The sequence below is a fragment of the Cohnella zeiphila genome (genome assembly GCF_014212055.1).
In the GTDB taxonomy this organism is placed as follows: Bacteria; Bacillota; Bacilli; order Paenibacillales; family Paenibacillaceae; genus Cohnella; species Cohnella zeiphila.
This window is the reverse complement of record NZ_JACJVO010000002.1, coordinates 266,699-293,557: the sequence shown is the minus strand read 5'-3', so window position 1 is coordinate 293,557 and position 26,859 is coordinate 266,699. Positions and strand designations below refer to the sequence as shown.

The 26,859-nt window shown below is 62.6% G+C and carries 24 protein-coding genes and 1 other annotated feature; of the genes, 21 read left to right on the top strand and 3 right to left on the bottom strand.

Annotation, left to right across the window (positions count from 1 at the left end; all coding sequences use genetic code 11):
- The 11 genes from H7C18_RS02575 to H7C18_RS02525 form a co-directional block, all read left to right on the top strand.
- Positions 1-1,753, top strand: a 1,753-nt coding sequence (locus H7C18_RS02575; protein ID WP_185127439.1) for a transglutaminase TgpA family protein, incomplete at its 5' end; no start/stop codon positions are given.
- Positions 1,754-1,890: 137 nt separating this feature from the next.
- Positions 1,891-2,415 (top strand): YqeG family HAD IIIA-type phosphatase, encoded by a 525-nt coding sequence (locus tag H7C18_RS02570; protein ID WP_185127438.1) that lies wholly within the window; start codon positions 1,891-1,893, stop codon positions 2,413-2,415.
- A gap of 3 nt (positions 2,416-2,418) precedes the next feature.
- Positions 2,419-3,540, top strand: coding sequence for a ribosome biogenesis GTPase YqeH (gene yqeH, locus H7C18_RS02565; RefSeq protein ID WP_185127437.1), 1,122 nt, complete (start codon positions 2,419-2,421; stop codon positions 3,538-3,540).
- A 27-nt stretch (positions 3,541-3,567) separates the two neighbouring features.
- Complete coding sequence (locus tag H7C18_RS02560; protein ID WP_185127436.1) at positions 3,568-4,434, top strand: shikimate dehydrogenase; 867 nt, start codon at positions 3,568-3,570, stop codon at positions 4,432-4,434.
- Positions 4,435-4,453: 19 nt separating this feature from the next.
- Entirely contained in the window at positions 4,454-4,747 is a 294-nt protein-coding gene (gene yhbY / locus H7C18_RS02555; protein WP_185127435.1) for a ribosome assembly RNA-binding protein YhbY, read from the top strand.
- 3 nt (positions 4,748-4,750) lie between these two features.
- A complete protein-coding gene (gene nadD, locus H7C18_RS02550) occupies positions 4,751-5,338 on the top strand; it encodes a nicotinate (nicotinamide) nucleotide adenylyltransferase (RefSeq protein WP_185127434.1) in 588 nt (195 codons plus the stop codon).
- Positions 5,328-5,915 carry a bis(5'-nucleosyl)-tetraphosphatase (symmetrical) YqeK gene (gene yqeK / locus H7C18_RS02545; protein WP_185127433.1) on the top strand — a complete coding sequence of 196 codons (588 nt, stop codon included), beginning with the start codon at positions 5,328-5,330 and terminating at the stop codon, positions 5,913-5,915. The genes nadD and yqeK overlap by 11 nt, the downstream gene beginning before the upstream one ends.
- 12 nt (positions 5,916-5,927) lie before the next feature.
- Entirely contained in the window at positions 5,928-6,272 is a 345-nt protein-coding gene (gene rsfS, locus H7C18_RS02540; protein ID WP_185127432.1) for a ribosome silencing factor, read from the top strand.
- Positions 6,269-7,195 (top strand): CvfB family protein, encoded by a 927-nt coding sequence (locus H7C18_RS02535; protein WP_185127431.1) that lies wholly within the window; start codon positions 6,269-6,271, stop codon positions 7,193-7,195. The genes rsfS and H7C18_RS02535 overlap by 4 nt, the downstream gene beginning before the upstream one ends.
- 367 nt (positions 7,196-7,562) lie before the next feature.
- The gene (locus H7C18_RS02530) at positions 7,563-8,342 is read left to right on the top strand and encodes a class I SAM-dependent DNA methyltransferase (RefSeq protein ID WP_185127430.1); all 780 of its coding nucleotides are present in this window, start codon (positions 7,563-7,565) and stop codon (positions 8,340-8,342) included.
- Positions 8,343-8,432: 90 nt separating this feature from the next.
- Entirely contained in the window at positions 8,433-9,182 is a 750-nt protein-coding gene (locus tag H7C18_RS02525; RefSeq protein WP_185127429.1) for a class I SAM-dependent methyltransferase, read from the top strand.
- A gap of 14 nt (positions 9,183-9,196) precedes the next feature.
- Here the strand turns inward: H7C18_RS02525 and H7C18_RS02520 are convergent, their stop codons facing one another.
- A complete protein-coding gene (locus H7C18_RS02520) occupies positions 9,197-11,416 on the bottom strand; it encodes an MMPL family transporter (protein ID WP_185127428.1) in 2,220 nt (739 codons plus the stop codon).
- A gap of 127 nt (positions 11,417-11,543) precedes the next feature.
- Here H7C18_RS02520 and H7C18_RS02515 point away from each other — a divergent pair, with 127 nt between their 5' ends.
- Both H7C18_RS02515 and leuS read left to right on the top strand, forming a co-directional pair.
- Entirely contained in the window at positions 11,544-12,164 is a 621-nt protein-coding gene (locus H7C18_RS02515; protein WP_185127427.1) for a TetR family transcriptional regulator, read from the top strand.
- Positions 12,165-12,246: 82 nt separating this feature from the next.
- Positions 12,247-12,489: a binding site (T-box leader), on the top strand.
- A gap of 70 nt (positions 12,490-12,559) precedes the next feature.
- Positions 12,560-14,995 (top strand): leucine--tRNA ligase, encoded by a 2,436-nt coding sequence (gene leuS, locus H7C18_RS02510; protein ID WP_185127426.1) that lies wholly within the window; start codon positions 12,560-12,562, stop codon positions 14,993-14,995.
- Between the two features lie 66 nt (positions 14,996-15,061).
- On the opposite strand, the gene comER is transcribed toward leuS, so the two are convergent.
- Complete coding sequence (gene comER / locus H7C18_RS02505; RefSeq protein WP_185127425.1) at positions 15,062-15,946, bottom strand: late competence protein ComER; 885 nt, start codon at positions 15,944-15,946, stop codon at positions 15,062-15,064.
- 92 nt (positions 15,947-16,038) lie between these two features.
- On the opposite strand from comER, the gene H7C18_RS02500 reads away from it, so the two are divergent.
- The 7 genes from H7C18_RS02500 (at position 16,039) to holA (ending at position 25,073) form a co-directional block, all read left to right on the top strand.
- Entirely contained in the window at positions 16,039-16,611 is a 573-nt protein-coding gene (locus tag H7C18_RS02500; RefSeq protein ID WP_202886903.1) for a ComEA family DNA-binding protein, read from the top strand.
- Positions 16,612-16,695: 84 nt separating this feature from the next.
- Complete coding sequence (locus tag H7C18_RS02495) at positions 16,696-17,988, top strand: homocysteine synthase (protein ID WP_185127424.1); 1,293 nt, start codon at positions 16,696-16,698, stop codon at positions 17,986-17,988.
- Positions 17,989-18,036: 48 nt separating this feature from the next.
- Positions 18,037-18,558 (top strand): deoxycytidylate deaminase, encoded by a 522-nt coding sequence (locus tag H7C18_RS02490; protein WP_185127423.1) that lies wholly within the window; start codon positions 18,037-18,039, stop codon positions 18,556-18,558.
- Between the two features lie 489 nt (positions 18,559-19,047).
- The gene (locus tag H7C18_RS02485; RefSeq protein ID WP_185127422.1) at positions 19,048-21,777 is read left to right on the top strand and encodes a ComEC/Rec2 family competence protein; all 2,730 of its coding nucleotides are present in this window, start codon (positions 19,048-19,050) and stop codon (positions 21,775-21,777) included.
- Between the two features lie 158 nt (positions 21,778-21,935).
- Positions 21,936-22,484: a sigma-70 family RNA polymerase sigma factor gene (locus H7C18_RS02480; RefSeq protein ID WP_185127421.1), complete on the top strand. Its 549-nt coding sequence runs from the start codon at positions 21,936-21,938 to the stop codon at positions 22,482-22,484.
- The gene (locus H7C18_RS02475; protein WP_185127420.1) at positions 22,481-23,638 is read left to right on the top strand and encodes an anti-sigma factor family protein; all 1,158 of its coding nucleotides are present in this window, start codon (positions 22,481-22,483) and stop codon (positions 23,636-23,638) included. Before H7C18_RS02480 ends, H7C18_RS02475 begins: the two co-directional genes overlap by 4 nt.
- Before the next feature lie 403 nt (positions 23,639-24,041).
- Positions 24,042-25,073 (top strand): DNA polymerase III subunit delta, encoded by a 1,032-nt coding sequence (gene holA, locus H7C18_RS02470; RefSeq protein ID WP_185127419.1) that lies wholly within the window; start codon positions 24,042-24,044, stop codon positions 25,071-25,073.
- Between the two features lie 206 nt (positions 25,074-25,279).
- Here the strand turns inward: holA and rpsT are convergent, their stop codons facing one another.
- The gene (gene rpsT, locus H7C18_RS02465; RefSeq protein ID WP_185127418.1) at positions 25,280-25,552 is read right to left on the bottom strand and encodes a 30S ribosomal protein S20; all 273 of its coding nucleotides are present in this window, start codon (positions 25,550-25,552) and stop codon (positions 25,280-25,282) included.
- Between the two features lie 177 nt (positions 25,553-25,729).
- Between rpsT and gpr the strand changes: the two genes are divergently transcribed.
- Positions 25,730-26,716 carry a GPR endopeptidase gene (gene gpr, locus H7C18_RS02460; protein ID WP_185127455.1) on the top strand — a complete coding sequence of 329 codons (987 nt, stop codon included), beginning with the start codon at positions 25,730-25,732 and terminating at the stop codon, positions 26,714-26,716.
- The last annotated feature ends 143 nt before the right edge of the window (positions 26,717-26,859 follow it).

The following is a 26,859-nucleotide window of genomic DNA, read 5'->3' as shown; positions in this document are numbered from 1 at the left end:
CGAGCTGTGGAGCAATATTGCCTGGGCGGTCCTTGCGGGCTTGGGCTGGCTGGTCATTCTTCACCTGCGCCATTTGAAGACGAGGCATTACGAGAGCTGGGACGCTCTGGCCGAGCGGCCGTTCGAGCTGCTGCTTCCGGCGATGGTCGTCATCGGGGTTCTCGTCGCGCTCGGCGTCATGATGCCCCGGGCTCCGGTGCTGCTGGAAGATCCGTATACGCTATGGATGGAATCGCAGAATAAGGAAGTGCCCAGCCTCGGCGGGGAAGGCGGCTTCCTCATCACGGGCTCCTCCGTCTCGTCGGGCAGCTCGGGCTCGACCAAGTCCGGATACGGCCGCAGCGACTCGCAGATCGGCGGCGGCTTCCAGTTCGATTACTCTCCGGTCATGGAAGTGACGACGACTCAGCGATCGTATTGGCGGGGCGAGACGAAGGCGGTCTACACGGGCAAAGGATGGACCGACCGCAAAGGCATGGAGACCGTTCCGGCGGACGTCGGCTCGAAGGAGCCGTTCCCGCTGACGCCGGTTCCCGTGGGCGAGAAGGAAGGCTTCCGCAAGGTGGAGCAGACGGTGAAGATGATCCGCAAGGACAAAGTGCCGGTTCTGTTCGCCGCCGGGCCGGTGGCCGACGTCCAGGAGATCGAGGGGGCGGAAGGCGCCAAGCTGTTCTGGAACCCGGAGGAATGGGAGCTTCGGTTCCAGCGCCCGGCGCAGGTGACGACCTATACCGTCGAGTCCGAAGTGCAGGAGCTGGACGAGAACCGGCTGCGCCAGCTGTCCGCCGTTCCGGCGAACGGTCAAGCCTCGATCGACCTCGCTCCCTACCTGCAGTTGCCGGATTCGCTTCCCGCCCGGGTCGGAGAGCTCGCGAAGCAAGTGACGAAAGGCGCTTCCGACGACTATGACCGGCTGAAAATGCTCGAGACGTATCTGCAGACTACGTATCCGTACACGAACACGCCGGATACGTCCAAGCAGCACAGCAAAGACGTCGTCGACGCCTTTCTGTTCGAGATTCAGGAAGGCTACTGCGACTACTATTCGACCGCGTTCGTCGTGATGGCCCGGACGCTCGGCCTGCCGACGCGTTGGGTCAAAGGCTACGCCACGGGCACGAATCCGCAGGACGAGGAGCGGGCAAGATACGGCGCGCCGGCGGATCCGGACGGGGCGGGCACGTACACGGTCCGCAACGCGGACGCCCACTCCTGGGCCGAGGCGTACTTCGAAGGCTACGGCTGGGTACCGTTCGAGCCGACCGCCGGCTTCAGCATCCCGGTGATTGCTCCGAAGGAAGACCCGACCCAAGCGGCCTTGCCGGCGGATACGACGGTCGTGGCCGAGCCGGAGCAAGTAGAGGCCCCCTCAGCGAATTGGCAGAAGCCGGTCGCCATCTCGGCCGGAGCGGCGGTCCTTGCGCTGGCGGCGCTGCTGCTCTTCTTCAAACGGCGAAGCCTGCTCGCATCCTGGAGACGGCTCCGCCATCGCGGCGCGACGCCCAATCAGCGCATCGTGCGCGAGATGGAACGGTTCGTCGCCAGGATGAACCGCCGGGGGCTGAAGCGCAGCCGGCACGAGACGCTGCGCGAGACGTTCTCCGGCTGGGGGAGCCGCTTCGGGTCGATCCGATCGGATCTGGAAGGCGCGCTCCAGCAGTTCGAGGCGGCTCGCTACGGCGGCGAAATCGGCGACGAAGAAGCGTACGAACGGTTCGCCCAGACGGTAGAGAAGATCCGCAAAGCATTATAAATCCGGCGCCGTTTCGCCCGCCGGACCGCCCCAAAGAAGCGGGAAAGCGGGCCGAATCGGCGCTTTCCCGCTTTTTGCAAGGAACGGCGGGGTGTGGTATATTTTGTTCATCATTTAGAGACAGGGGTTTATCGGTTATGTTCCAACGGCTGCTGCCGGATCAGCTCGTGAATACCGTTTACGATATCGACTTGGACGCCTTGAAGGCGCGAGGGGTCCGCGGGATCATTACCGATCTGGACAATACGCTGGTCAGCGCGCATACGCCTCTCGCGACGCCGGAGCTGATCGCTTGGCTCGAGAAGGTGAAGCAGGCCGGCTTCCTCGTCGTCGTGCTGTCCAACAACAACAGCGCCCGGGTGGCCCGTTTCGCGGAGCCGCTCGGGATCCCGTTCATTCCGGCGGCGCGCAAGCCGATGACGCGCGCGTTCCGGCGGGCGCTTCAGCTGCTTAAGCTGGAACCGGGACAAGCGGTCGTCGTGGGGGACCAGATGCTGACGGATATATTCGGAGGCCGCCGGATGGGGCTGCATACGATCCTCGTCACGCCGATCGCGCCGGGAGAGGAAGGCCTCGGGACGCAGATCAATCGCCGCATCGAGAAAATCGCCCTGTCCCGCTTGCGCAAGCGGGGCTTGTGGCCGGATAAGGGGGAACGCTGACTAGTGCCGGAACGGATTGAAACGACGCGAAGGTGCGGCGGATGCGGCATCGCCATTCAGACGGAGGACGCGAAGCGGCCGGGCTATGTCCCGGCCTCCGCGCCGGAACGGGAGCCGATCATCTGCCAGCGCTGCTTCCGAATCAAGAACTACAATGATGCGTCTTCGGTCGCCATCGACCAAGACGATTTCTTGCGTTTGCTGGGGGGAATCGCCCAGACCCGCTCGCTCGTCGTTCACATCGTCGACCTGTTCGACTTCGAGGGCAGCCTGATCTCGGGCCTGCAGCGGTTCGTGGGCAACAACCCCGTGCTGCTTGTGGTAAACAAGATCGACTTGCTGCCGCGCGTAACGAACTGGAACCGGCTCCGCAACTGGGTGCAGAAGCAGGCGAGCGCGAACGGGCTGAAGGTCGCGGACGTCGTGCTGTGCAGCGCCCGCCGCAACATCGGCTTCGAGCGCGTCGTCCAGACGGTCGGGGAGCTTAGGGGCGACCGCGACGTTTACGTCGTCGGCGCGACCAATGTCGGCAAGAGCACGCTGGTCAACCGGCTCATCTCCGATTACAGCGATCTGCATCGCGAGCTGACCGTCTCCCGATATCCGGGCACGACGCTGGATGCGGTCCACATTCCGCTGGACGACGGCCGCAGCATCATCGACACGCCGGGGATCGTCTACAAGTCCCGCCTGTCGGAAGTCGTGCCCCGCGAGAGCCTGCAAGCGGTGCTGCCCGAAAAGCCGCTGAAGCCGATGACGTACCAGTTGGACGCCAGGCAGACGCTGTTTTTCGGCGGTTTGGTCCGGTTTGACTTCGTGGAAGGCGAGCATCAGTCTTTCACCGCTTACGTCTCCGGCGGGCTGCCGATTCACCGGACGAAGCTGGAGCGCGCGGACGAACTGTACGAACGCCATAAGGGAGAAATGCTGTCTCCGCCTTCCAAGGAAGGGCTCGATAGCGTGCCTCCGTGGACGAGACACACGCTGCGAATCCGGCCGGGCGCCGACGTCGACGTGTTCGTGTCGGGACTCGGCTGGATTCAGGCGAACGGCAAACGCGGTTCGGTCGTCGACGTATACGCCCCGAGGGGCGTGAAGGTGCTTGTCCGCGACGCCATGCTGTAACGCTTTATCGGGGGAGGAGAGAAGTTCTTGGACAGTCATACCGTTCTTTACGGCGTCATCGGGGATCCGGTTCGCCATTCCAAATCTCCGGTTATGCTGAATCGGGCATTCCGGGAATCCGGCATCAACGGCGTCTACGGCGCTTTTCACGTGACGCCGGACCGGCTCGGCGAAGCGATCGCCGGCATGCGCGCACTCGGCTTCCGGGGGCTTAACGTGACCATCCCGCACAAAATCGACGTGATGGCATATCTCGACGAGATCGACGAAGGCGCGCGCGCGGTCGGCGCCGTGAACACGATCGTGAACGACGGCGGCCGGCTGACCGGCTTCAACACGGACGGGATCGGCTACGTCCGGTCGCTGAAGGAAGAAGCGGAGCCGGATCTGGCCGGCAAGCGGATCGTCGTCGTAGGCTGCGGCGGCGCGGCGCGCGGCATCGTCTGGGCGCTCACCCGCGAACGGCCGCATTCGGTCGTGCTCGTGAACCGCACGGCCGAGCGGGCTCGCGAGCTCGCCGGCTTTTTTCCGCCGGAGGCGGCCGTTTCGGCGGCCGATTGGGCGCAATTGAAGGACGTCTGCGCGGAAGCCGACGTCGTGATCAACACGACGTCGGTCGGCATGTCGCCGAACGTCGAGGCCGTGCCGCTCGATCCCTCCTGGCTGAAGCCGGGCGCGGTCGCGAGCGACCTGATTTACAACCCGCTGACGACGGCTTTTCTTCGGCGGGCGGCCGAACGGGGCTGCCGGATTCACGGCGGGCTCGGCATGTTCGTGTACCAAGGCGCGTACGCCTTCGAATATTGGACGGGCAAACCGGCGCCCGTCGAAGCGATGCGGGCCGTCGTGCTCGAATCGTTCGGCGAGCCGGCACCGTCCCCACTATCGCGATGAAAGCAGGGTTCGACTTCTTATGCTGACCGGCAAACAAAAACGATTTTTGCGCTCGCAAGCCCACCACCTCGATCCGATCTTCCAGATCGGCAAAGGAGGAACGAACGATCATCTCATTCGCCACATCGAAGAGGCGATCGAAGTTCGCGAGCTGATCAAGGTGAATATTCTGAACAATAATGACGACGACCGCCACGAGATCGCCCGGGAGATCGCCGAGCGTTCCGGGGCCGAGCTCGTCCAGGTGATCGGCAAGACGATCGTGCTGTACAAGGAGTCCAAGGACAACAAGCAGATCGAGCTGCCGAGGTAACCGATGCGGCGCACGGGACTGATGGGAGGCACGTTCGACCCGATCCACGTCGGCCACCTGTTGGCCGCGGAATCCGCGCGGGAGGCGGCGGCTCTGGAAGAAGTCTGGTTCGTTCCGACGTCCGTTCCGCCGCACAAGCCGCAGCCCGGCGCGGACGGCGCGGCGCGGCTCGCGATGGTTCGGACCGCGCTCTCCGGTCACCCGTCGTTCCGGGCCGAAGATCTGGAGCTTAGGCGCGACGGCGTCTCGTACACGTTCGATACGGTCGCGGCCCTGCAAGAAAGCTATCCGGACCGGGAATTTTGCTGGATCGTCGGCACCGACATGATGAACGACTTGCCGAACTGGCATCGCATCGAAGAACTGGCGGACCGGGTCTCGTTCGTCTGCCTGAACCGGAAGGGCGAGACCGGCAACGAACAATCGCTGCCCGCATTTCTCCGGAAGCGGCTGACGCTCGCGCCGATGCCGCCGGTCGGCATCTCGTCCACGGACATTCGGCGGCGCCGCCGCGAGGGCCGATCGATTCGCTATCAAGTGCCGGACGCGGTGCGCGAGTATATCGAAAGGAATGGCCTTTATGAATCGTGAGAAACTGACGGAAGCGACCCGAAGCCAAATGCCGGAGCGAAGGTGGCGGCACGTCCAGGGCGTCGTCGACACGGCGGTCGAATTGGCCGAACGGTTCGGAGGCGATCGCGACAAAGCGTGGCTGGCCGCGCTGCTGCACGATTATACGAAGGCGTGGCCGACCGATCGGATGGAGAAGATCATCCGGGAGCAAAGGCTGCCCGCGGAGCTGCTCGATCACGACAAGGAGCTGTGGCACGCCCATGTCGGCGCTTGGGTCGTCCGGCAGGAGCACGGCATCGACGACGAGGAAGTGCTGGACGCCATCCGCTACCACACCTCCGGCCGCGAGAATATGACCTTGCTCGACAAGATCGTCTGCCTGGCGGACTATATGGAGCCCGGGCGGGATTTTCCCGGCGTGGACCGCATTCGCGAGCTGGCCGCCCGAAGCTTGGAAGAGGCGCTTGTCGCCGGCTTCGATTCGACGATCCGGCTGCTGACGGAGCGAAGGAAAGTCATCTTTCCGCTCACGTTTCTGGCTCGCAACGACTTGATTCGTGATTTGGAAAAAAACCAATCGATTGGAACCGAATGAGGAGGCTGGGATATGGCAGTAACGTCAGACCAATTGCTGCGCACGGCGGCGGATGCGGCGGAGGAGAAAAAGGCCCACGATCCGGTGGCGCTTAATTTGAAGGGCATCTCCCTTGTCGCGGATTACTTCCTGATCTGTCACGGGAACTCGGATACGCAGGTACAGGCGATCGCGACGGAGATTCGCAAGCGCGCCGAGGAACTGGGCGTTCGTGTCCGCCTTGAAGGGATGGACACGGCGCGATGGGTGCTGATCGACATGGGCGACGTCGTCGCTCACGTGTTCCATCGGGACGAGAGGGAGTATTACAATCTGGAGCGGCTTTGGTCCGACGCGAAGGCGGTCTCGTTCGCATGAGCTTCGTCGCCGGCACGATCGCCCGGCTGAGGGTCCGACGGGAGAAACCGCCGTTCGGCTGGTTCCTCGGCGAGGGGGACGAAGAAGGACCGGAACTGCTGCTGCCCTACGCGGAAGCCTCCGGAGCGCATCCGGCCGAAGGCGAAGACATCGACGTCTTCCTGTTCCACGACGACCAAGGCCGGATGACGGCGACGCGAAGGCAGCCGCTGCTGAAGCTGGGCGAGCTGGGCCGGCTCGTCATGGCCGATTTCCATCCCCGATACGGATGCTTCCTCGAGATCGGCATCGGCCGTCAGCTGCTGCTGCCGGTCAAAGAGCTCGGCGACCGCAAGGAGCTGTGGCCCCGCGAAGGCGACGAGCTCTACGTCGTCATGAAGCACGACAAGGAAGGCCGGATGCTGGCCCGACTGGCGCGGATCGAGGACTTCGAGCCGGCCGTCTTCCGCGCGCCGGATTCCTGGCACCATCAGCAGAAGGATGCCTGGGTGACCGACGTGTTCCGCGACGGCGTGTTCGTCATCGTCGACGGCGGACTGCTTGGCTTCGGCGCGCTCGGCTACATTCCGAACGCTTCGCTGCCCCGCGCGCTGCGTTTGGGGGAGAAAGTGAGCGGCCGCGTCACCCAGGTTCGCGAGGACGGCCGCGTCACGCTGTCGCTTCGTCCGGCGAAGGAGAAGGGGCGGTTGGAAGATGCGGACCGTCTGCTGGCTTTCCTGCGGGAGCGCCCCGGCGGCGCGATGCCGTACAGCGACGAGACGCCGGCCGATCTGATCCAGCGGCGGTTCGGCCTGAGCAAATCGGCGTTCAAGCGGGCGCTCGGCAAGCTGATGAAGGAGCGTCTCGTAACGCAGGAAGGCAATTGGACCAAGCTGACGGCCGAAGGGCAGGCCGAAGCCGACGGCGTTTCGGGTAGCGACTAGTGCTTCGTTCCAAAGGTAACGGTACGTTAAGCGGTCGAATCAAACGGCAGCAAGCTGTGGTTCAAATTTTAACGAACCGTACGAGCCTTATTCGAACGAAATGAACGGATTTTTGAACCTAACAAAACGTAGCGACCTTATTGGGCAGTTATAAGCTCAAATAAATGGTTTCGGGAGCAAATAGCGTCTTTCCCTTTCGTTAAAATTCCGCAAACTCGAAATCGTGCCAAATAGCGTTTGCTCGTTTCGTTAGCGGTGGTCTGTTCGTTAATTTCGAAACGATTTACTAGGCGAACCGGCGGGCGGCGCCGGAGATTCGAACTGTGTCAGACAACTAGGATATCGCTTCGGAAGGAGAGGACGAGGAATGCGATCTTACCGGCAATTCGCTTCGGTGTACGACCGTCTGATGGAGGAGATGCCGTATGCGGAATGGATGAGCTTCGCCCGCCGCTGCTGGGACCGTTACGGCATGCCGGCATCCGTCGTCGACCTGGGCTGCGGTACCGGCAATATCGCCATTCCGCTTGCCAAGTCCGGCTTTTCCGTCTTTGGCATCGACCTCTCGGCCGACATGCTGGCGGTCGCGCGCGGCAAGTGGGAGAGCGGCTCGGGCGCCAAAGCCCCCGAACCCGGATCGATCCGCTGGCTGCAGCAGGACATGAGGGACTGGGAACTGCCCTCGCCCGTCGATTCGGCGCTTTGTTTCTGCGACTGCCTCAATTACTTGACGGAGCCGGAAGACGTGACCGCCGCTTTCCGCCGGACTTACGAGGGCCTCGTGCCGGGCGGGCTGTTCCTGTTCGACGTCCATGCGCCCAAGCAGTTGGAACGCTATGCGGAGGAGCAGCCGTTCGTTCTCGACGAGAAGGACATCGCCTACCTGTGGACTTGCGAGTACGATCCGAACCGCATGGAGATCGATCATGAGCTGACGTTCTTCGTCCGGGAGGAGTCGGCCGCCGGCGCGGGGCTGTACCGGCGCTTCGAAGAAGCGCACACCCAACGCGCGTACGACCCGGAATGGCTGGCGAAGCAGCTGGCCGCGGCCGGCTTCGAAGTTTTGCGGCGATGCGCCGATTTTACCTGGTCGGAGCCGGACGCCGACGCGGAGCGCCTGTTTTTCGTAGCGCGCAAACCCAAATAACGTCTAAGGAAGCCTCTGTCCCGCAGCCGCGGAGATGAGGCTTTTTTCGCCAAAACATTCTTCATTGCATACGAAAGCGAGGAAAAGAAGATGAACAATACCGACAGGTTCACGGATCGGGCGGATATCTACGCGAAGTATCGGCCGAGCTACCCGGAGGAGGCGCTGGACTATCTGTACGGTCCCGTCGGTTTCCGGACCGGATCGCAAATCGCCGACGTAGGCGCGGGTACCGGCCTTTTCACGGCGCTGCTTTTGAAAAGAGGAAGCGAAGTATCGGCGGTAGAGCCGAACGGGTCGATGAGGGAAGAACTGATCCGGTCGCGCGGCGGGGAGAAGGGGCTGCGAGTCGTGGAAGGAACCGCGGAACATACGGGGCTTCCGGACGGTTCGGTCGATTTCGTCACGTGCGCGCAATCGTTTCATTGGTTCGACCGTCCTGCCGCGAAGCGGGAATTCGGCCGCATTTTGCGGCCGGGAGGCCAAGCGGTTCTCATCTGGAACTCCCGCTTGATGAGCGGAACGCCGTTCCTGGAAGGATACGAAGCGCTCCTCCGCCAGTTCGGAACGGACTACCATGTCGTCTCGCACAAAAATATTTCGGAAACGGATCTGAGGCCCTTTTTCCGGGAAATGAACGTCGCCCGGTTCCCCTACCGCCAGTTGTTCGACCTGGAGGGGCTGGCCGGGCGAGTCATGTCCTCTTCCTATTGCCCGCTGCCCGGACATCCGAACTACGAGCCGATGATGGAGGCGCTGCGTACGCTATTCGATTCGACCCAGCAGGACGGAACGGTCAGCTTCGACTACGAGACCGAGATTTACTGGGGCGAGGTATAGTCCGCCGCTGGCGGTCATCCGTTCGCCCGATCGCCTGAAGGCTCTCGGACCTTGCCCGGCCAGAAGGCGCGCCGCCCGAGCAGCGCGGTGATCGCGGGCACGAGGAACGGCCGCACGACGAACGTGTCGAGCAGGACGCCGATCGCGGTGATAATGCCGAACTGAACGAGCACCTGAATCGGCATCGAGGCCAGGACGGCGAACGTGCCGGCCAGGATGAGGCCGGCCGACGTAATGACGGAGCCGGTCTCGCCGACGCCTTCTTGAATCGCTTGCCGGAGCGGCATCCGGCGGCTTTTGCGCCAAATGCTCGAGATCATGAAGATGTTATAGTCCTCGCCGAGGGCGACGAGGAAGACGAAAGAATAAAGCGGGATCGCTCCTTGAATGGCGTCGGCCCCCAACGCGTAATGAACGACGAGCCAGCCGAGACCGAGCGCCGAGAAGTAAGACAAGATGACCGTAAGCACCAGGTAGACGGTCGCCGTGATCGATCGCAAGTAGAGCAGCAAGAGCAGGGCGATCAAGCCGATGACGACGGGGATGACGACGCGCGTATCGCGGTCTCCCGTCGTCTTGTTGTCGTACTGCTCTGCCGTCTGCCCCCCGATCCATACATGCTCCGCCGCGTCCTTCACGCCTGCCTGCGACAGAGCGTCCTCGGCGGCGCGGCGCAGATCGGGAATCCGATCCATCGCCTCGGCGGAGTACGGATTCATCGCGAACTGAACGTCGAGAGAGACGATGTCGGAATGAATCCGGCCCTTCGCGGGTTCGCCGACCTGGCTGACGTAATCTTGCGACCGCAGATCGTCCGCCAGCTTGGAGACGTCTTTTCCTTGCGAATCGACCATCACTTTCGCCGGGGCGAGCTCGCCCGGCGAGAACTTGTCGCCGATCAGCTCGAAGCCCTCGCGCGACGACATGTCCTTCGGGAACGACGAGAGCAGATCATAGGTGAATCGAATCTGCGTTGAGGCGGCGGCCAGCGCGCCGAGAACGAGGACGGACACAAGAACGATCGTCCAGGGGCGGCGCACGACGAGCGAGCCGATCCATCCGCGGCGCTCCTTCCCGGGGGCCGGAGCCGGCTTGCCTTGGCGGGCGGCCCGTTCCGCCCGCTCGGCCGGCGTGCGCGGCACGAACGGCCAGAACGAGGCGCGGCCGATGACGGCCAGCAGCGCCGGAACGAGCGTCAGGCTGGCCGCGGCCATGACGAGGATCGCGATCGCGAACGGAACGGCGAAGCGCCGATAAGCCCCGTATTGGGCCAGCAGCAGGGAGAACAGGGCCAGAACGACGGTGAAGCCGCTCATCGCGATCGCGCCGGAAGAGCCGGACAGCGCGGCGCGGAGCGCGGCCGACCGGCTCTGTTCCTTCTTTAAAAGCTGGCGGAACCGGGCGATGAGGAACAGGCAGTAGTCGGTCCCCGCGCCGAACAGCAGCACCGTCATGATCGAGATGCTCTGGGAATCGACGACAATCCAGCCCTCGCCGGCCATCCAGCCCAGAATCGGCCCGGCGACGCCGTAAGCGATGCCGACGGCGACAAGCGGAATGAACGCCAGGATAGGCGAACGGTAAATAAGCAGGAGCAGGATGAGGACGATCAGCACGGTCGCCATGAGCAAGGTAAAGTCCGCGTTCTGGAAAAGGCCGGTCGCATCGATCCGGATGCCGACGGGCCCGGTTACCCGGGCGCTCAGCCCATCCGAGGCATCGGCGCCGGCGGCGAACGGATCTTGGCCGAACCTTTCGCCCGTTTGTTTCCGAAGCTGATCCACGCCTTTCTTCAGCCCGTCCGCGTCGGCTTTCGGATCGAACAGGACGGCGGTGACAAGCGTCGTTCCGTCCTTGGACAGCTGAGCCTTCAAAGACTCAAGCGGCAGCTGCTGCAGAGGCGGCACGCCGGTCTGGTGCGGCACGGGTGAGGCGGTCAGCGCGGCCGACAGCTCCTGAATGTTCCGAAGATCCGAGTCGGTCAAACCGCTTCCCCGATGCCAGACAAGCAGCGCAGGCAGGTCCGCTCCGCCTTCGAACTCCTCGTAAGCGACGGCCGCCGCTTGAACGGAGGGCTTCGAAGCGCTCAGGTTGGCTGCGCCGTTATCTTCTTGCCCGTTCTCGGAAGGCAGCAGCGCGCTCAGCAGTCCGGCGGCGAGCAGCCAGACAAGCAGCGTGATCCAGCGGCCGCGCGGCCCGGCGACCCATTTTCCCAAAAGATTGTTTCGTCCCATGAATCAGACTCCCCCTCGCAGCATGCGGAATGGACGATCCGCAATGGCATTCGATTTAATTATATATACCGGAAGGTTAATATTCTATTGCAAAAGTCCGAACGATGCGGCAAGGGAGGTTAGAGACGTGAAAAAAACGGAATCGGGCCGGGCGCCGGGAAGGCCCAAACACCCGGGTCCCTCGGTATCGATCCGAGACACGGTGCTGGCCGAAGCTTCCCGAATGTTCATGGAGCACGGGTTCGCGCACGTCTCGCTGAATCAGATCGCGGAGAAAGCCGGCGTCACCAAAGCGTCGGTCTACTATTATTTTCCGAACAAAGCGGACTTGTTCACCGCCGCCGTCACGGAGATGATGAAGCGCATCGCCGCGGTCTCGTCCCGCATTCTGGCCGGCGAGGAAAGCTTGAGCGAGCGGCTGGAGACGATCGCCAAAGCGAACATGGCGGCATCGCACGGGGAATTCGAGACGATGATGCGGGAAGCGCTGCCCTCGTTGTCGGAAAGCCAGCAGGAGGAGATCCGCCAAGCCGAGCATGGCATTCACAAGGTGCTCGCGGACTGCTTCGCGAGAGCGATCGAGGACGGCGAGCTTGCGCCGGGACTAGGCCCGATGCTGTTGGCGTACTCTTTTTCCGCCATGATGCGGGTCGGCAATCGGGAAGCTCACTTCATCGGCGTATCGGAGGAGGAACTGCCAAGGCGAATCGTCGAGCTGTTCTGGAACGGCGCCGGGCGGCGGGGCTGACGGCTCCGGACAAGCTTCGATCGTTTGCGATTGCCAGTGCTTGACATCGTTCGCGGTCGTTGGCTATAATATTTTCATACTTTTTGGGGCTGGGAAAAGGAACAGTAGCCGTCAGATGTCATTCAGAGAGCCGGCGGGTGGTGCAAGCCGGTTGACGTTTGTCCGCGAACTCGCCTTGGAGCCTCCGCGCGCAAGCCTTTCGCCGCCGCGGCGAACGGGAAGCGCGGCGTCGTCTCCGCGTTAAGGAGCAAGAGTGGACGGCAGCCCAAGCAGGGCGTCCGTCAACTAGGGTGGTACCACGGGAATTCGACCTCTCGTCCCTAGCGTTCATAACGCGGGGGCGGGAGGTTTTTTGATGAAGCGACGCACAACCCCGAGAGGAGTTTTCTAGCGACATGGCACAGGACAATCAAGCCGGCTACAAGCCGCAGACGCTCGAGCCCAAGTGGCAGCGTTACTGGGACGAGAACAAGACGTTCCGCACGACCGAAGACGGGGGCAAGCCGAAGTTTTACGCGCTCGACATGTTCCCCTACCCGTCCGGGGCCGGACTGCACGTCGGGCATCCGGAGGGCTACACGGCGACCGACATCGTCAGCCGCTTCAAGCGGATGCGCGGCTTCAACGTGCTTCATCCGATGGGCTGGGACGCGTTCGGCCTGCCGGCCGAGCAGTATGCGATCCAGACGGGCAAGCACCCTCGCGATTTCACGCTGCTCAACATCGACAACTTCCGCCGCCAGATCAAGTCGCTCGGCTTCTCTTACGACTGGGACCGCGAGATCAGCACGACCGATCCGGCGTATTTCAAGTGGACGCAATGGATTTTCATCCAGCTTTATAAGAGAGGGCTTGCCTACGTCGCGGAAGTACCGGTCAACTGGTGTCCGGCGCTCGGCACGACGCTCGCCAACGAAGAAGTCATTAACGGCGTCAGCGAGCGCGGCGGCCATCCGGTCATCCGCATGCCGATGCGCCAGTGGATGCTGAAGATTACGGCTTATGCCGAACGGCTGCTGGAAGACCTGGAAGAGGTCGACTGGCCGGAGAGCATCAAGGAGATGCAGCGCAACTGGATCGGCAAGTCGACCGGCGCGGAAGTCGCGTTCGCCATCGAAGGGCATGCGGACGCCTCGCTGACCGTATTCACGACCCGTCCGGATACGCTGTTCGGCGCCACTTACTGCGTGCTCGCTCCCGAGCACGAGCTGGTGGGCGTCATCGCTTCCGCCGAGCAGAAGTCGGCGGTCGATGCGTATATCGAGCAAGCCGCGCGCAAGAGCGACCTGGAGCGGACCGACCTAGCGAAGGATAAGACGGGCGTGTTCACCGGCGCGTACGCGATCCATCCGGCGAACGGCCGGCAGGTGCCGATCTGGATCGCGGACTATGTCCTCGGCGGCTACGGCACGGGCGCGATCATGGCCGTTCCGGCGCATGACGAGCGCGACTGGGAGTTCGCGACGAAGTTCGGCTTGCCGATTCTCGAAGTCGTCAGCGGCGGGAACGTGAAGGAAGCCGCCTATACGGGCGACGGCGAACATGTCAACTCGGACTTCCTGAACGGCCTGTCCACGCCGGACGCCATCGCCCGCATGATCGCCTGGCTCGAAGAGAACGGCAAGGGCCGCGGGAAAGTGACGTACCGGCTCCGCGACTGGCTGTTCAGCCGACAGCGGTACTGGGGCGAGCCGATTCCGGTGCTGCATTACGAGGACGGCACGATGGAGACGGTGCCGGAAGACGAGCTTCCGCTGCTGCTGCCGGAGATGGACGAGATCAAGCCGTCGGGCACCGGAGAATCTCCGCTCGCGAACGCGGCCGATTGGGTGAACGTGGTCGACAAGCAGGGACGGAAGGCCCGCCGGGAGACGAACACGATGCCGCAATGGGCCGGCAGCTCCTGGTACTTCCTGCGGTTCATCGATCCGCACAACGACAAGGAGCTGGTCTCCTTCGAGAAGCAGAAGACGTGGCTGCCCGTCGACCTGTATATCGGCGGCGCGGAGCACGCGGTGCTGCACCTGCTGTACGCCCGCTTCTGGCACAAGGTGCTGTACGATATCGGCGTCGTGTCGACGAAGGAACCGTTCCGGAAGCTGGTCAACCAGGGCATGATTCTCGGCACGAACAACGAGAAGATGTCCAAATCGCGGGGCAACGTCATCAACCCGGACGATATCGTGAACGAGTTCGGCGCCGACACGCTGCGGCTGTACGAGATGTTCATGGGGCCGCTGGAGGCGACGAAGCCGTGGAACACGAACGGCGTGGAAGGAATGCACCGGTTCCTGGCACGCGTCTGGCGGCTGTTCGTCGACGACGAAGGCAAGCTGAATCCGAAGATCCGGGACGTACCCGGAGACGACGCGTTCCGCCGCGTCTGGCACCGGACGATCAAGAAGATTACCGAGGATTACGAAGCGCTGCGGTTCAACACGGCGATCAGCCAGATGATGATCTTCGTGAACGAGGCGTACAAGGCGGAGGCGCTGCCGAAGCAAGCGCTGGAGCACTTCGTGCAGATGCTGTCGCCGAGCGCGCCGCATATCGCCGAAGAGCTGTGGGAGCGGCTCGGCCACGAAGGCACCGTCTCGTACGTGCCGTGGCCGGAATACGACCCGGCGCTGACGGTCGACGCGGAAGTGGAGATCGTCGTGCAGGTCAACGGCAAAATCGCCGAGCGCGTGTCGATCGCGTCGGACCTCGACGAAGCGGGCATGCAGGATGCGGCGCTCGCCTTGGATAAGGTGAAGGCGCTGATCGAAGGCAAAATGGTTCGCAAAATCATTGCCGTCAAGGGCAAGCTCGTCAACATTGTAGCCAACTAACGAAGAAGGGGCGGCCTCTCTCCAGGGAGAGGCGCGCCCCTTTGTCGTTTTTCGGCGATTCGTCCGTCAGCCGGATTCCGGCGTTCGGCTGCCGGGTGAGCGGTGATTCGCGGCTGCCGGCTGCGCGCCCGTTCCCTGAAGGGAGGCTTCGACCCGGATCAAATCTTCCGCGAATTTCTCGTGCGTAACTTTTAGCACGCGCAGGAAGGCGCCCTGGGTGGAGCGGCGCAGCTCCTCCAGCGCGACGGCGGTAATGCCTCCCGGGACGGAGACCCGTCTCTGCAGCTCGGCGGGATCGCAGCCTTGCTCCAGCATCAGCCTCGCCGTGCCGAGCAGCATCTCGCAGGCCAGCTTCGTCGCCAATTCCCGGTCGATGCCGGTCGATTCGACCGCGGCGTCGACGAACTGCTCCAGCAGCTGCGCCATGAAAGCGGGCCCGCAGCTGGACAAGTCCGAAGCGACGCGGATCTCCTCCTCCGGAATTTCCAGCGGCTGGCTGATCGCGGAGAACAAACTCCGCAGCCGTTCGCGGTCTTCCGCTTCCAGACGCGATCCGAACATGAACAAGGAAGCTCCGCAGCACGCTTCGTTCACGACGCTCGGAATGATTTTGGCCACCTTGCTTGGGACGAACGACTCCAGGCTGTCGATCCGGACCGGGCTCGTGATCGAGACCAGGATCTGCCGAGGCGACAGCAAGGGGCCGATCTCGTCCAGAACGGCTCGGAAATCGAGCGGTTTGACGCACAACAGCAAGATATCGGCCATCCGCGCGACGTCGGCGTTGGAAGGGGCGACCGTCAGACCGGGGAACCGGACGGCCAGCGCTTCCGCCTTGGCGGGAGTGCGGGTCGCGATCGTCACATCCGCGGGTTTCAGCGCTCCGGAGCGAAGGAACGATGCCGCCAGCAAGCTCCCCATGCTGCCCGCGCCGATAAAGCCGATCTTCATCCTGAGTCCTCCTTCCATGACGCTCCAACTCATCCCATCTTATGAACGACGGTTTGGCCGACATGACTAAATTGCGAAGAGGAGAGGAAATAATGGGCAACAGTTTCTTTCATCAATGGAAGGCGGCGGGAGCCGTCGCGCTCGCCGGCGCCGCGATTCTCGCTTGCGCGCTGATCTCGCCGGGCGGAAAGGCGTCCGTTCCGGGCTGGAAGCCGGTCAATGACCAAGTGATGGCCGCGCTGGACGCGGCGGCAAGCCCGAGCCTGAATCAGGCGACCGCAAGTCCGACACCGGCTGGTTCTTCCGCGCCATTCGTCGCCGCCGCGGGCGACGAGCCGCCTTCCGCATCCGCTGCGGCGGTCGCGTCCCCATCCGTGTCTGCACCCCCGGCACCGCCGTCCGCTCCTTCGGCACCGGCGACCCCGCCATTCTCTCCTCCGGCGTCGGCGGCCTCGCCGCCGTCCAACGCCGCCGGCTTGCTTAACCTCAACGCGGCGACGGCCGAGCAATTGGACGAGCTGAAGGGAATCGGCCCGTCCAAGGCCAAGGCGATCGTCTCCTACCGGGAGCAGAACGGTCCGTTTCGCAGCGTGGAGGACTTGCTGAACGTCAAAGGAATCGGAGAGAAGCTGCTGGCCGGCATTCGTGCCGATGTGACGGTATAGCTCGTCTTCCTCTTTCGCGGAAAATATGCGACAATAAGGAAGAATGTGACTTTAGACTTCGATCCTATCCCGGGAGGAACGAATATGACAAAAGAAAGAGAACTTTCGCTGGAAACGCTCGCGGTTCATGCCGGCCAGCAGATCGATCCGGCGACGATGTCCCGCGCCGTGCCGATCTACCAGACGAGCTCTTACGGCTTCCGCGACACCGATCATGCGGCCGACCTGTTCGCCCTGAAAGAGTTTGGCAACATTTACACCCGGATCATGAACCCGACCTCGGACGTCTTCGAGCAGCGGGTCGCCGCTCTGGAAGGCGGAGCGGGGGCGCTGGCCGTCGCGTCCGGTCAAGCGGCCATCACGTATTCGATCTTCAATATCGCCGGCGCGGGAGACGAGATCGTCGCCTCGTCGAGCCTGTACGGCGGGACTTATAACTTATTCGCCATAACGCTGCCGAAGCTGGGCATCAAGGTCAGATTCGTCGACTCCGGCAACCCGGAAAATTTCCGCGCCGCCATCACGCCGAACACCAAGGCGCTTTACGCGGAGACGATCGGCAATCCGAAGGGCGACGTGCTCGACATTGCGGCGGTGGCGGACATCGCTCATGAGAACGGGATTCCGCTCATTATCGACAACACGTTCGCCACGCCGTATCTGTGCCGGCCGATCGACTTCGGCGCCGACATCGTCGTTCATTCGGCCACGAAGTTTATCGGCGGCCACGGCACTTCGATCGGCGGCATCGTCGTCGACGGCGGCAAGTTCGACTGGAAGGCGAGCGGCAAGTTTCCCGGCCTGACGCAGCCGGATCCGAGTTACCACGGCGTCGTCTATACGGATGCGGTAGGCCCGATCGCATATATTATCAAGATGCGGGTTCAACTGCTTCGGGACATGGGGGCGGCGCTGTCGCCATTCAATTCCTTCTTGTTTCTGCAAGGGCTCGAGACGCTCCATTTGCGCATGGAACGCCACAGCAGCAACGCCCTGGCGGTGGCGAAGTTCCTGCAGGAGCATTCCGCGGTCGAGTGGGTCAACTACCCGGGCTTGTCCGACCACCCGTCCTACGAACAGGCTCAACGTTATTTGCCGAAGGGGCAAGGGGCGATTCTGACCTTCGGCATCAAGGGCGGCATCGAAGCGGGCAAAAAAGTGATCAACGCGGTCCGGCTGTTCTCGCACCTCGCCAACGTCGGCGATTCGAAGTCGCTGATCATTCATCCCGCGAGCACGACGCACCAACAGCTCAGCGAGGAAGAGCAGGCGTCCGCAGGCGTGCAGCCGGGCATGCTCCGGCTGTCGGTCGGGACCGAAGGCATCGACGATATTTTGCACGATCTGGAGCAGGCGCTGGCTGCGAGCCAGGCATAAAAGGCGTCCGGTAAGGCGACGGCAAAGCGAGCGGAGGGAACGAGGAAGATGGCACAAACCCAAGCGGTGCGCAAAGACTGGGACACTTACTTCATGGATATCGCTTTTATGGCGTCGACCCGCTCCCGCTGCCCGAGAAGGCATGTCGGCGCCGTGCTCGTGCAAGGCAAGAAGCTGCTCGGCACCGCCTACAACGGAGCGCCGATGGGCGTACCGGACTGCTCGGAGGCGGGCTGCATGATCGTGGAGGAGTTCGAGCCTTCCCAGGACGGCGGAGCGATGATCAAAAAACAGCGCTGCATCCGGACGATCCACGCCGAACAAAATTTGCTGTTGTTCACCGACCGCAACGACCGCGAAGGCTCGACCGTTTACGTGACGGATCAGCCCTGCTGGACGTGCGCGAACATGCTGGCCAACAGCGGCGTCAGCGAGATCGTCTACCATCGATTCTACCCGAAGGATTATGAGAAGGTGGCCGCGCTCATGCAGCAGAGAGGCATCGTGTTCCGCCGGCTCGAAGGCTACGTGCCCCCGCCGGATACGGAAGTGCAGGACGGATCGGCCTGAAGCGGGCCGGACCGCATACGTGAGGAAGAACCTCGTCGCCAAGCTTTTGGCGCGGGGTTCTTTTTTTTCAACGACGGCATTATTGAATAACAAAGTTTTCGTATCCAGAACCCATTTGCCGGATTTCGGCGGCGAGCCGATGCGCTTGCGATACGAAACATCGTTAGCTGCGCATTCCGAAGCCTGATGCGATGAGCTAACGATGCAAATCATCGCATCAAGAGCCCGTTCGCCGGATTTCGGCGGCGAGCCGATGCGCTTGCGATGCGAAACATCGTTAGCTGCGCATTCCGAAGCCTGGCGCATGCGCTAACGATGCAAATCATCGCGTCAAGAGCCCATCCGCCAGTTTTCGACGGCGAGCCGATGCGCTTGCGGTACATGATTGCACCGTTTTCGGGGATTGGCGAAGGAATGAAGATCAATCGTGTTCGTTCATTATGCCACAGTAGTTTTTTGCGCGAGCTAAGGGAAAGGAGCGGATCGATTTTGAAAAGAAGGCCGTTGGTCGCCTTCGTCGTTTGTTGGACGTTAGGCGACGCGCTCATCGGCTTACGCCACGGGCTGCCGGGGATCGCGGCCGTCGCCGGGGCGCTGGTGCTGCTGCTTGGCTGCGCGCGGCTGGCGAACATGCCGCGGCAGGCGGCGCTGGCTTGCGGGCTGGCGCTGGTCCTTGCGGCCGGACAGCGATTGTGGGTCGACGAGCATAATGTTTCGCAGATCGACCGTCTGCTCGGTGAAGACCCGGACGGTGCGTCCGTCCAGGTTAATGGAGAGATCGCATCGCCCGTTTCGATTGACGGCGACACGGTGACGTTCAAGCTGCGCGCAAACGGAATGGCTGCCGGGAATGGCGAGTCTTCGCTTTCAGCCGGGCAGGCGCGCGAAGCCGAGAGCGAGGCCGGTCCGCCGGCGGAAGAATCCGCTTTTTCGCTGAAGGAAACGGTGCTCGTCCGCATTCGGCTGGCGGCCAAAGATGAACTGAAGACGGCGGCGAGGTGGAAGCGGGGAGACGCCGTTCGGGTGAGCGGCGAGCTTCAGCGGCCGGCTGTCGCCGGCAACTTCGGCGGCTTCGATTACCGCGAGTATCTGCAGAAGCAGCGTATTCATTGGTCGGTAAGCGCCAAAGGGGCGGCTTCCGTCGACGTCGTTCGCGACCGGGCGCCGTGGCCGGTCGTGCCGCTCCGGATGGCGGACGAGCTTCGCTCGCGAATCGCGGCGCTCATGGACACGATCTACGACGAGCCCGACGCCGGCTATATGAAAGGGCTCGTCGCGGGCATCCAGGACGACGTGGACCCCGATCAGTACGCTTCCTTTTCCCGGCTCGGGCTGACTCACGTCCTGGCGATCTCCGGCCTTCATGTCGCGGTCGTTATCTTCATTCTGCTTCGCCTTGGCGCGCTGCTCCGGCTGACGCGCGAGCGCTCGCTCGAACTGACCATCGCGGCGCTGCCGGCTTACATGCTGCTGACCGGAGCGTCGCCATCGGCCATCCGGGCTTGCCTGATGGGCATGCTGGCGCTGTATATGGCGAGACGCAACCGGCTCAAGGACGGGCTTCACCTGCTCGTGGCCTCGGCGCTTGCCATGCTCGTCTGGAATCCGCTCGTCATCGAGGACGTCAGCTTCCAGCTGTCGTTCATCGTCACCGCCGGGCTCATCCTGTTCGTTCCCGCCGTCTCCGCTGCGTTGCCGCTGCGCCGGCCCGGTCTGCGCAGCTCGCTGGCGGTCGCCGTCACGGCGCAAGCCGTTTCTTTTCCGGTGTCGGTCTATTACTTCCACCAGTTCCATCTCCTATCCCTTCTGGCCAACCTGGCGCTCGTTCCGTTCATCAGCGCCGTCGTCATGCCGCTCGGCATGGCTTCGGTCGTTCTTGCCGCATGCTGGCATCCGCTGGGCGCGATCGCGGCCCAAGCGGCGTCCTGGTGCAACTGGCTGACCGATTCCGCGATCGCCGTTCTCGGTTCCGTTCCCGGCATGCAGACGTATTGGCCGCAGCCGTCGCTTATCTGGGTTCTGTTCACGTACGCGCTCCTGTTCGCGGCGGCGGCGTGGCTGCAGAGCAGGCAAGCGGAGCGGACGAGACGGAGCACGTTGGAGGAACGGCTGCGTCAAGCGGAAGCTCCGGGCTTCGATCCCCGCGAGCGGGCGGCGCGGGTCGCGGCCTATGCGCGCCAAGCATCGGCCGCGGCAGACGAATCGACCGTCCCGCTTCTCGAAAATCCCCTTCCCGAGCCGCCTCCGGAGCGGCGAAGCCGGCGGAGACTGCCGCTCGCGGGAGGGACGCTTGCGCTGGCCGGGCTCGTCTGGCTGCTGTGGGGTGTCCAGCCTGCATGGCTCGACCGGGATGCGAAGGTGATGTTTCTCGACGTCGGGCAGGGCGACAGCATTCTCGTCCGCACGGGCGAAGGAAAGTACGGTCTGATCGATACCGGCGGCACGCTGACGTTCCGCAAAAAGAGCGATGAATGGCGGGATAAGCGGGACCCTTACGAAGTCGGCAAAAAGACGGTCGTCCCCCTCCTGAAGCAGAGGGGAGTCCGGTCGCTCGACTGGCTGGTGCTGACGCATCTCGACCAGGATCATATCGGCGGCGCGGCCGCCGTGCTGGCCGACATTCCGGTCAAGCGAATTTTGTTCAACGGCTCGATCAAACCGGATGGGGTCGTAGATCGTCTATTCCAAATGGCAGACGAACGCGGCATTCCGATGTATGCCGCGGAAGAAGGCCTTAGCTGGTCCTGGGGGCGCTCCGCCCGCCTGACGGCCCTTTATCCGCAAGGAGAAGAGACCGGGGGCGCCATCCCCGTGGTCAAAGAACAAAACGACCGCAGCGTCGTCCTATTGCTCGCGCTATACGGCCGTACGTTTTTGCTGCCCGGCGACCTGGAGGCTCCCGGAGAGCGCCGGATCCTCCGCGATCCTGTCGCGGCTTCGCTGCCGGCCTACGTCGACGTGCTCAAGACGGGCCATCACGGCAGCCGGACATCCACCTCGGAAGACTGGCTCCGCCGGTGGAACCCGGCTCAAGCGGTCATCTCCGTCGGCCGCAACAATACGTACGGTCATCCAAACGAAGAGGTGCTGGATCGCTTGAACGCCGACGGCATTCCGTATTTCCGGACGGACGAGAACGGGGAGATCCAATATCGCGTCTCCCCGTCCGGCCGGCTGGAGCGCCGGGAGATGAAGGCGTCCGCGCCGCCTTCCCTATGACTGGCAGCGGACAAACGGCCGTTTTTTTGCTAGACTTAGTGGGTGTAAGTGCCCAGAGAATCATAGGGGGATAAGTTTCCTTTTGAACAGGCGGAAGTTGGGTGCAACCTTTTGACGAACGAACGCGTCAATGGGGATGCAGGAGAGGAGGATCTTCTGTGGTGGAGCCGGAGTTGATCAAAAACGCGCAAGCCGGCGATCGCGACGCCCTTGTCGCGCTGCTCCGCGAGATCGAGCAACACGTTTACCGAACGGCTTATTATCTGCTGGGGAACGAGCAGGATGCGCTGGACGCTTCGCAGGAGGCGCTCATCCGCATTTATTCCAAAATTCATACGTACGAGGAAAAAGCCCAGTTTCGTACCTGGGTGCAGCGAATCGTCACGAACATCTGCATCGACAAGTTTCGCCGGAGCCGGCCTTCCGTCTCGATCGACGAGCACGAGCTCGTTTTTCAGGCGGGAGACAACGTGGAGGCCGAGGTGATGTCCTCGTTCGATTCGGAGGAGATTCGCGAAGCGATCGGCAAGCTGCCCGAGCATCACCGAACGGTGGTCGTGCTTCGTTATTTGCAGGATTTCTCCTATAACGAGATAGCCGAATCGCTGAATCTGCCCCTCAATACGGTGAAATCCTACTTATTCAGAGCCCGGCAGCAACTGCATTCGCTGCTTCGAGATTATCAGAAAGGTGGTGTCCGGGGATGAATTGCCAAGAGGTGATGGAACTCATGCAGCGTTCGCTTGACGGCGACTTGGATGCGGCCGAAACGTCGCTCATGACGGAACATATCCGATCTTGCCCGGATTGCGCCGCCATGTTGGAACGCTTGACCCGTCTATCGAACGGCCTTGCCCAGCTGCCTCGGGTCGTTCCGAGCTTCAGCATCGTCGATTCGATTCTGCCTCAGCTCGAACAGATCGAGATCGCGCAAGGCGATTCTTCCGCCCCGGCGGCGGATCGGGCGGAGGCGCAGCCTTCCGACGCGCCGTTCGGTCCTCGCTCCTCCCGGAGGCGCCGCAGGACGCTCCAGCGCGTCTCCGGCGTGGTGGCGGCCGGCGTCGTAGCCGGTCTGCTGCTGTTCGCCCATCCGCTCTCGTGGCTGCATTCGTCGGGCGTAGACTACGACGCCGCCTCGCAATCCGAGGCGCTGTCCGGCGGCGGAGATTCGGCGGCTTCGTCGAATTCGGCGCAGGAACCCAAGACCGAATTGTTCGCCGCTCCGATGCAGAAGAGCGCCGAAGGGGACGAGTCCGCCCAGGCGCCGCAAGCTTCGGACCCGCCGAGCGTCAAATTCGACGAGAGCGTTCCGGCCGAGCCGAGCGCAGAAGACAAGGTCAGAGCCGGGGGCGCATCGTCCTCGGAAGGTTCGGCGCCGGCCGGAGACGCTCCGGCTTCTGCGGCGCAGCCTGATTCCGCTGCGGCGGACGGCAAGTCGGCCGACACATACTCGGTCCAGAAGGATCTCGTCGCTCCTTCGAAAGCGGACAATCCGCCGGATGCCGGAGCGAGCGATTCCGCCGCGGGCGGCGCGGCGGCATCCGGGTCGCCCGCGGCTTCGGATCGCGAAGGTACGGCCTCGAGCTCCATGGTCGAGGGCTTCGTTCCTTCCTCGATTTGGCAGTCGCCGGACGGCAAGCTGCAGGCCAGCGTGAACGGCGGGAAGCTGGACATCGTGCGGACGGACGACAACTCCGTGGCGTTCGAAACCGCGGTGCCGGAAGGCGGCGCGATCGACATTATGAAGTGGGAGGAAGACTCCTCGGCGCTTCATTACGTCCGTACGGATGCCGACGGAACGAAGAAGGCGCTGCTCTGGACGGCCGAGACCGGACAGGAGACGGAAGATACCGGGCAGTAAAAGTCAAGGTTCGTCACATCGGGCAGGCCACATGCGTATGCTGTAGAGACGAAAGAGAAGAGGCGCTCCGAAGAGGGACGCCGGGACGACGGTCACGCTCGTTCGCGCACGGTACCATGGGCCGGCCGGCGGACGTTGACATAGATGTCCAAGAGACGAAGGGATGGCGCTTCTAGGATAAGCGCCGTCCCTTCGTGCTTGTTTAGGAAATGATGCGATTAAATTTCCTGTGGATAACCGGGGGCTCCCCCAAAAGGAATCGGATTTAACTTCAGAGCATCACTTCACTTTTGAGGGATTTGTTCCGTTCGGCCGCTGCGAAAGAGGCCGCCTCGGCGGGACAAGCCGGCACTTTTCTGATAAACTGTTCGTATCTTGTTAGCTAAAGGAGCCCGGCATCGCCATGGAATACCGCAAAGCGCTGCGGGAGCTGCGCGAAGGCCGTATCAAACCGTACTATGTTTGTTACGGAACGGAGAGCTATCTGATCGACGATTTTATCGAGCGCCTGATCGCCGCGCTGATGGAGCCGGAGCACCGGGAGATGGGGCTTGTCCGGTTCAGCACGTCCGAGAATCCGCTCGACGAGATCGTGGACGAAGCGGAGACGCCGCCTTTCCTCGTGCCGAGCAAGCTTGTCGTGGTTCGCGACAGCGTCGTGTTCGCGTCCGGGCGCGATTCGGCGAAAGTCGAGCATCGGCCGGAGCGGCTGCAGGGTTATATGAGCGGCCCGCTGGACAGCACGGTGCTGCTGTTCGTCGTGCCGCACGAGAAGCTGGACGAGCGCAAAAAGCTCGTCAAGTACGCGAAGGACAAGGATGCGGTCGTCTCGTTCGCGCCGATGGCGGCGGAGGAGCTGTCGCAGTGGGCGATCCGGAGGGCGGAAGGGCAGAAGCGCCGGATGGAACAGGGAGCGGTGGACGAGCTGCTGCGCCGGGTCGGAAGCGAGATGGGCGCGATCGCCGCCGAGATCGACAAGCTCTGCCTGCACGCGGGGGAAGGCGGCACGGTGACCGCGGAGGCGGTCGCAACGCTTGTGTCCGCCAGCACGGAGCAGAGCGTCTTCAAGCTGACGGAAGAGATTGCCGCGCTGCGGACGGACCGGGCGCTGGCTTTGTACTACGATCTGCTCAAGCAGCGGGAAGAACCGATCAAGCTGACGGCGCTGCTCGTCCGGCAATTCCGCAACATGCTGCTGGTGAAGGAGCTGAGGAAGCAAGGCTTCACGCCGCAGCAGATGGCGGGCCAGCTCGGCCTTCATCCCTACGCGGCCAAAATTACGGCGGAGCAGGCGCGCGGCTTCAGCTTGGAGCGGCTGGCCGCGGTACTGGAGCGGCTCGCCGAGCTCGACTACGAGATGAAGACGGGCCGGGTCGAGAAGACGCTCGGGTTGGAGCTGTTCCTGCTGCGCACGGGATCGGAAGGCGGAGGGTGACGGACCGGGGCGCGGACGGCGCCAAGGAGCGCAGCAGTTGAGCTTCTTGCGGCGCATGCGGCGCGAACCGAGCCAAGAAGCGTACCGACTAGCGTCTTGCGCTCTAAACGCAACAAAAAAGGTTGACCCGCGAAGCGGACGGTTCCGCTGAAAGGGCCAACCTTTTATTTTACCGTATCCGTACTTGTCTGCGCTTTATTCGAAGCTTACGCTTGCGCGGACAACTTGTTCAGCTTCTGAGCCAAACGGGACTTCTTGCGGGCAGCCGCGTTCTTGTGAATGAGGCCCTTGGTTACCGCTTTATCCAATTTCTTCTGCGCCAGTTGAAGCGCTGCCTTGGCAGCGGCGACGTCCGTTCCGATAACGGCTTGGTCGGCTTGCTTCACGGCGGTGCGAAGAGCGGATTTCTGGGATGCGTTGCGCAAACGGCGCTTGTCGTTCGTCTTCGTGCGCTTGATCGCGGATTTGATGTTCGGCATTGATTTCACCTCCTGCAAAACCGTAAGTATTTCTCTAGACAACTTGTAACATTCTATCATGCAAGGGGGCAAAACGCAAGCGATTTTAAGCGGCGCAAGCCCTGGGCGCCAAGCGCCGAAAGCGGCGCCTCCCATGACGGAAGGGGGAACCATGCAGTGACGGAACGTGAATTGGATATGAGCTTGTACGGTATCCGGACCGACCTGGCAATCGAAGCCCGGGAGATGGCCGGCGCGCAGGGAGGAGAGATTCCCGGCGTCTGGTCCGAGGAGGTCAAGGAACACGGGATTTCCGTGACCCGGATGCACGTGCAGACGGAAGAAGGAGCGAAGGCGATCGGCAAGATGCCGGGCCATTACGTGACGCTGGAAGTGCCGGAGCTGCGGCGGGGAGACACCGATCTTCAGGATCAGGTGGCGACGACGTTCGCGAGGGAATTCGAAGCGTTCCTGTCGCGGCTAGGCATCGGCCCGACGGCCAGCGTCTTTATCGTCGGACTGGGCAACTGGAACGTCACGCCGGACGCGCTCGGGCCGATCGTGGTGGAGAACACGATGGTGACCCGGCAGTTTTTCGAGCTCATGCCGGACCAGGTGAGCGACGGATACCGTCCGGTCAGCGCGGTGGCGCCGGGCGTGCTCGGAACGACGGGCATCGAGTCCAGCGACATCGTGCAGGGGATCGCCGAGAAAGCGAAGCCGGACCTGATCATCGCGGTCGACGCGCTGGCGGCCCGTTCGCTGGAGCGGGTCAACACGACGATCCAGATTGCCGATACGGGCATCCACCCCGGATCCGGCATCGGCAACAAGCGCAAAGGGCTGACGAAGGACATTCTGGGCGTGCCCTGCATCGCGATCGGCGTCCCTACCGTCGTCTACGCCTCCACGATGGTGAACAACACGATGGACATGGTATTCGAGCATATGAAGCGGCATACGGACAATACCGACCCGCTGTTCGGCGTGTTCGGCAAGATGGCGGAGACGGAGCGGCTGCAGCTCGTCAAGGAAGTGCTGGAACCGCTCGGACACGATCTGCTGGTGACGCCCAAGGAGATCGACAAGTTCATCGAGGATATCGGCAACATCATCGCCAGCGGCTTGAACGCGGCGCTTCATACGGCGGTGGACACCGACAACGTGGCGGCTTATACGCACTGACCCGGCGGGAACGGAAGCGGCTGAAGGGGAAATTTCCTCTTGGCCGCTTTTTGTTTCTCTTTTTTTGACGTTCGATTGCCTAATTATTATTATTTTGTTAGGATCCATTGTTGCAGGCTTGAATGGTAAAGAGGGGGATGCGA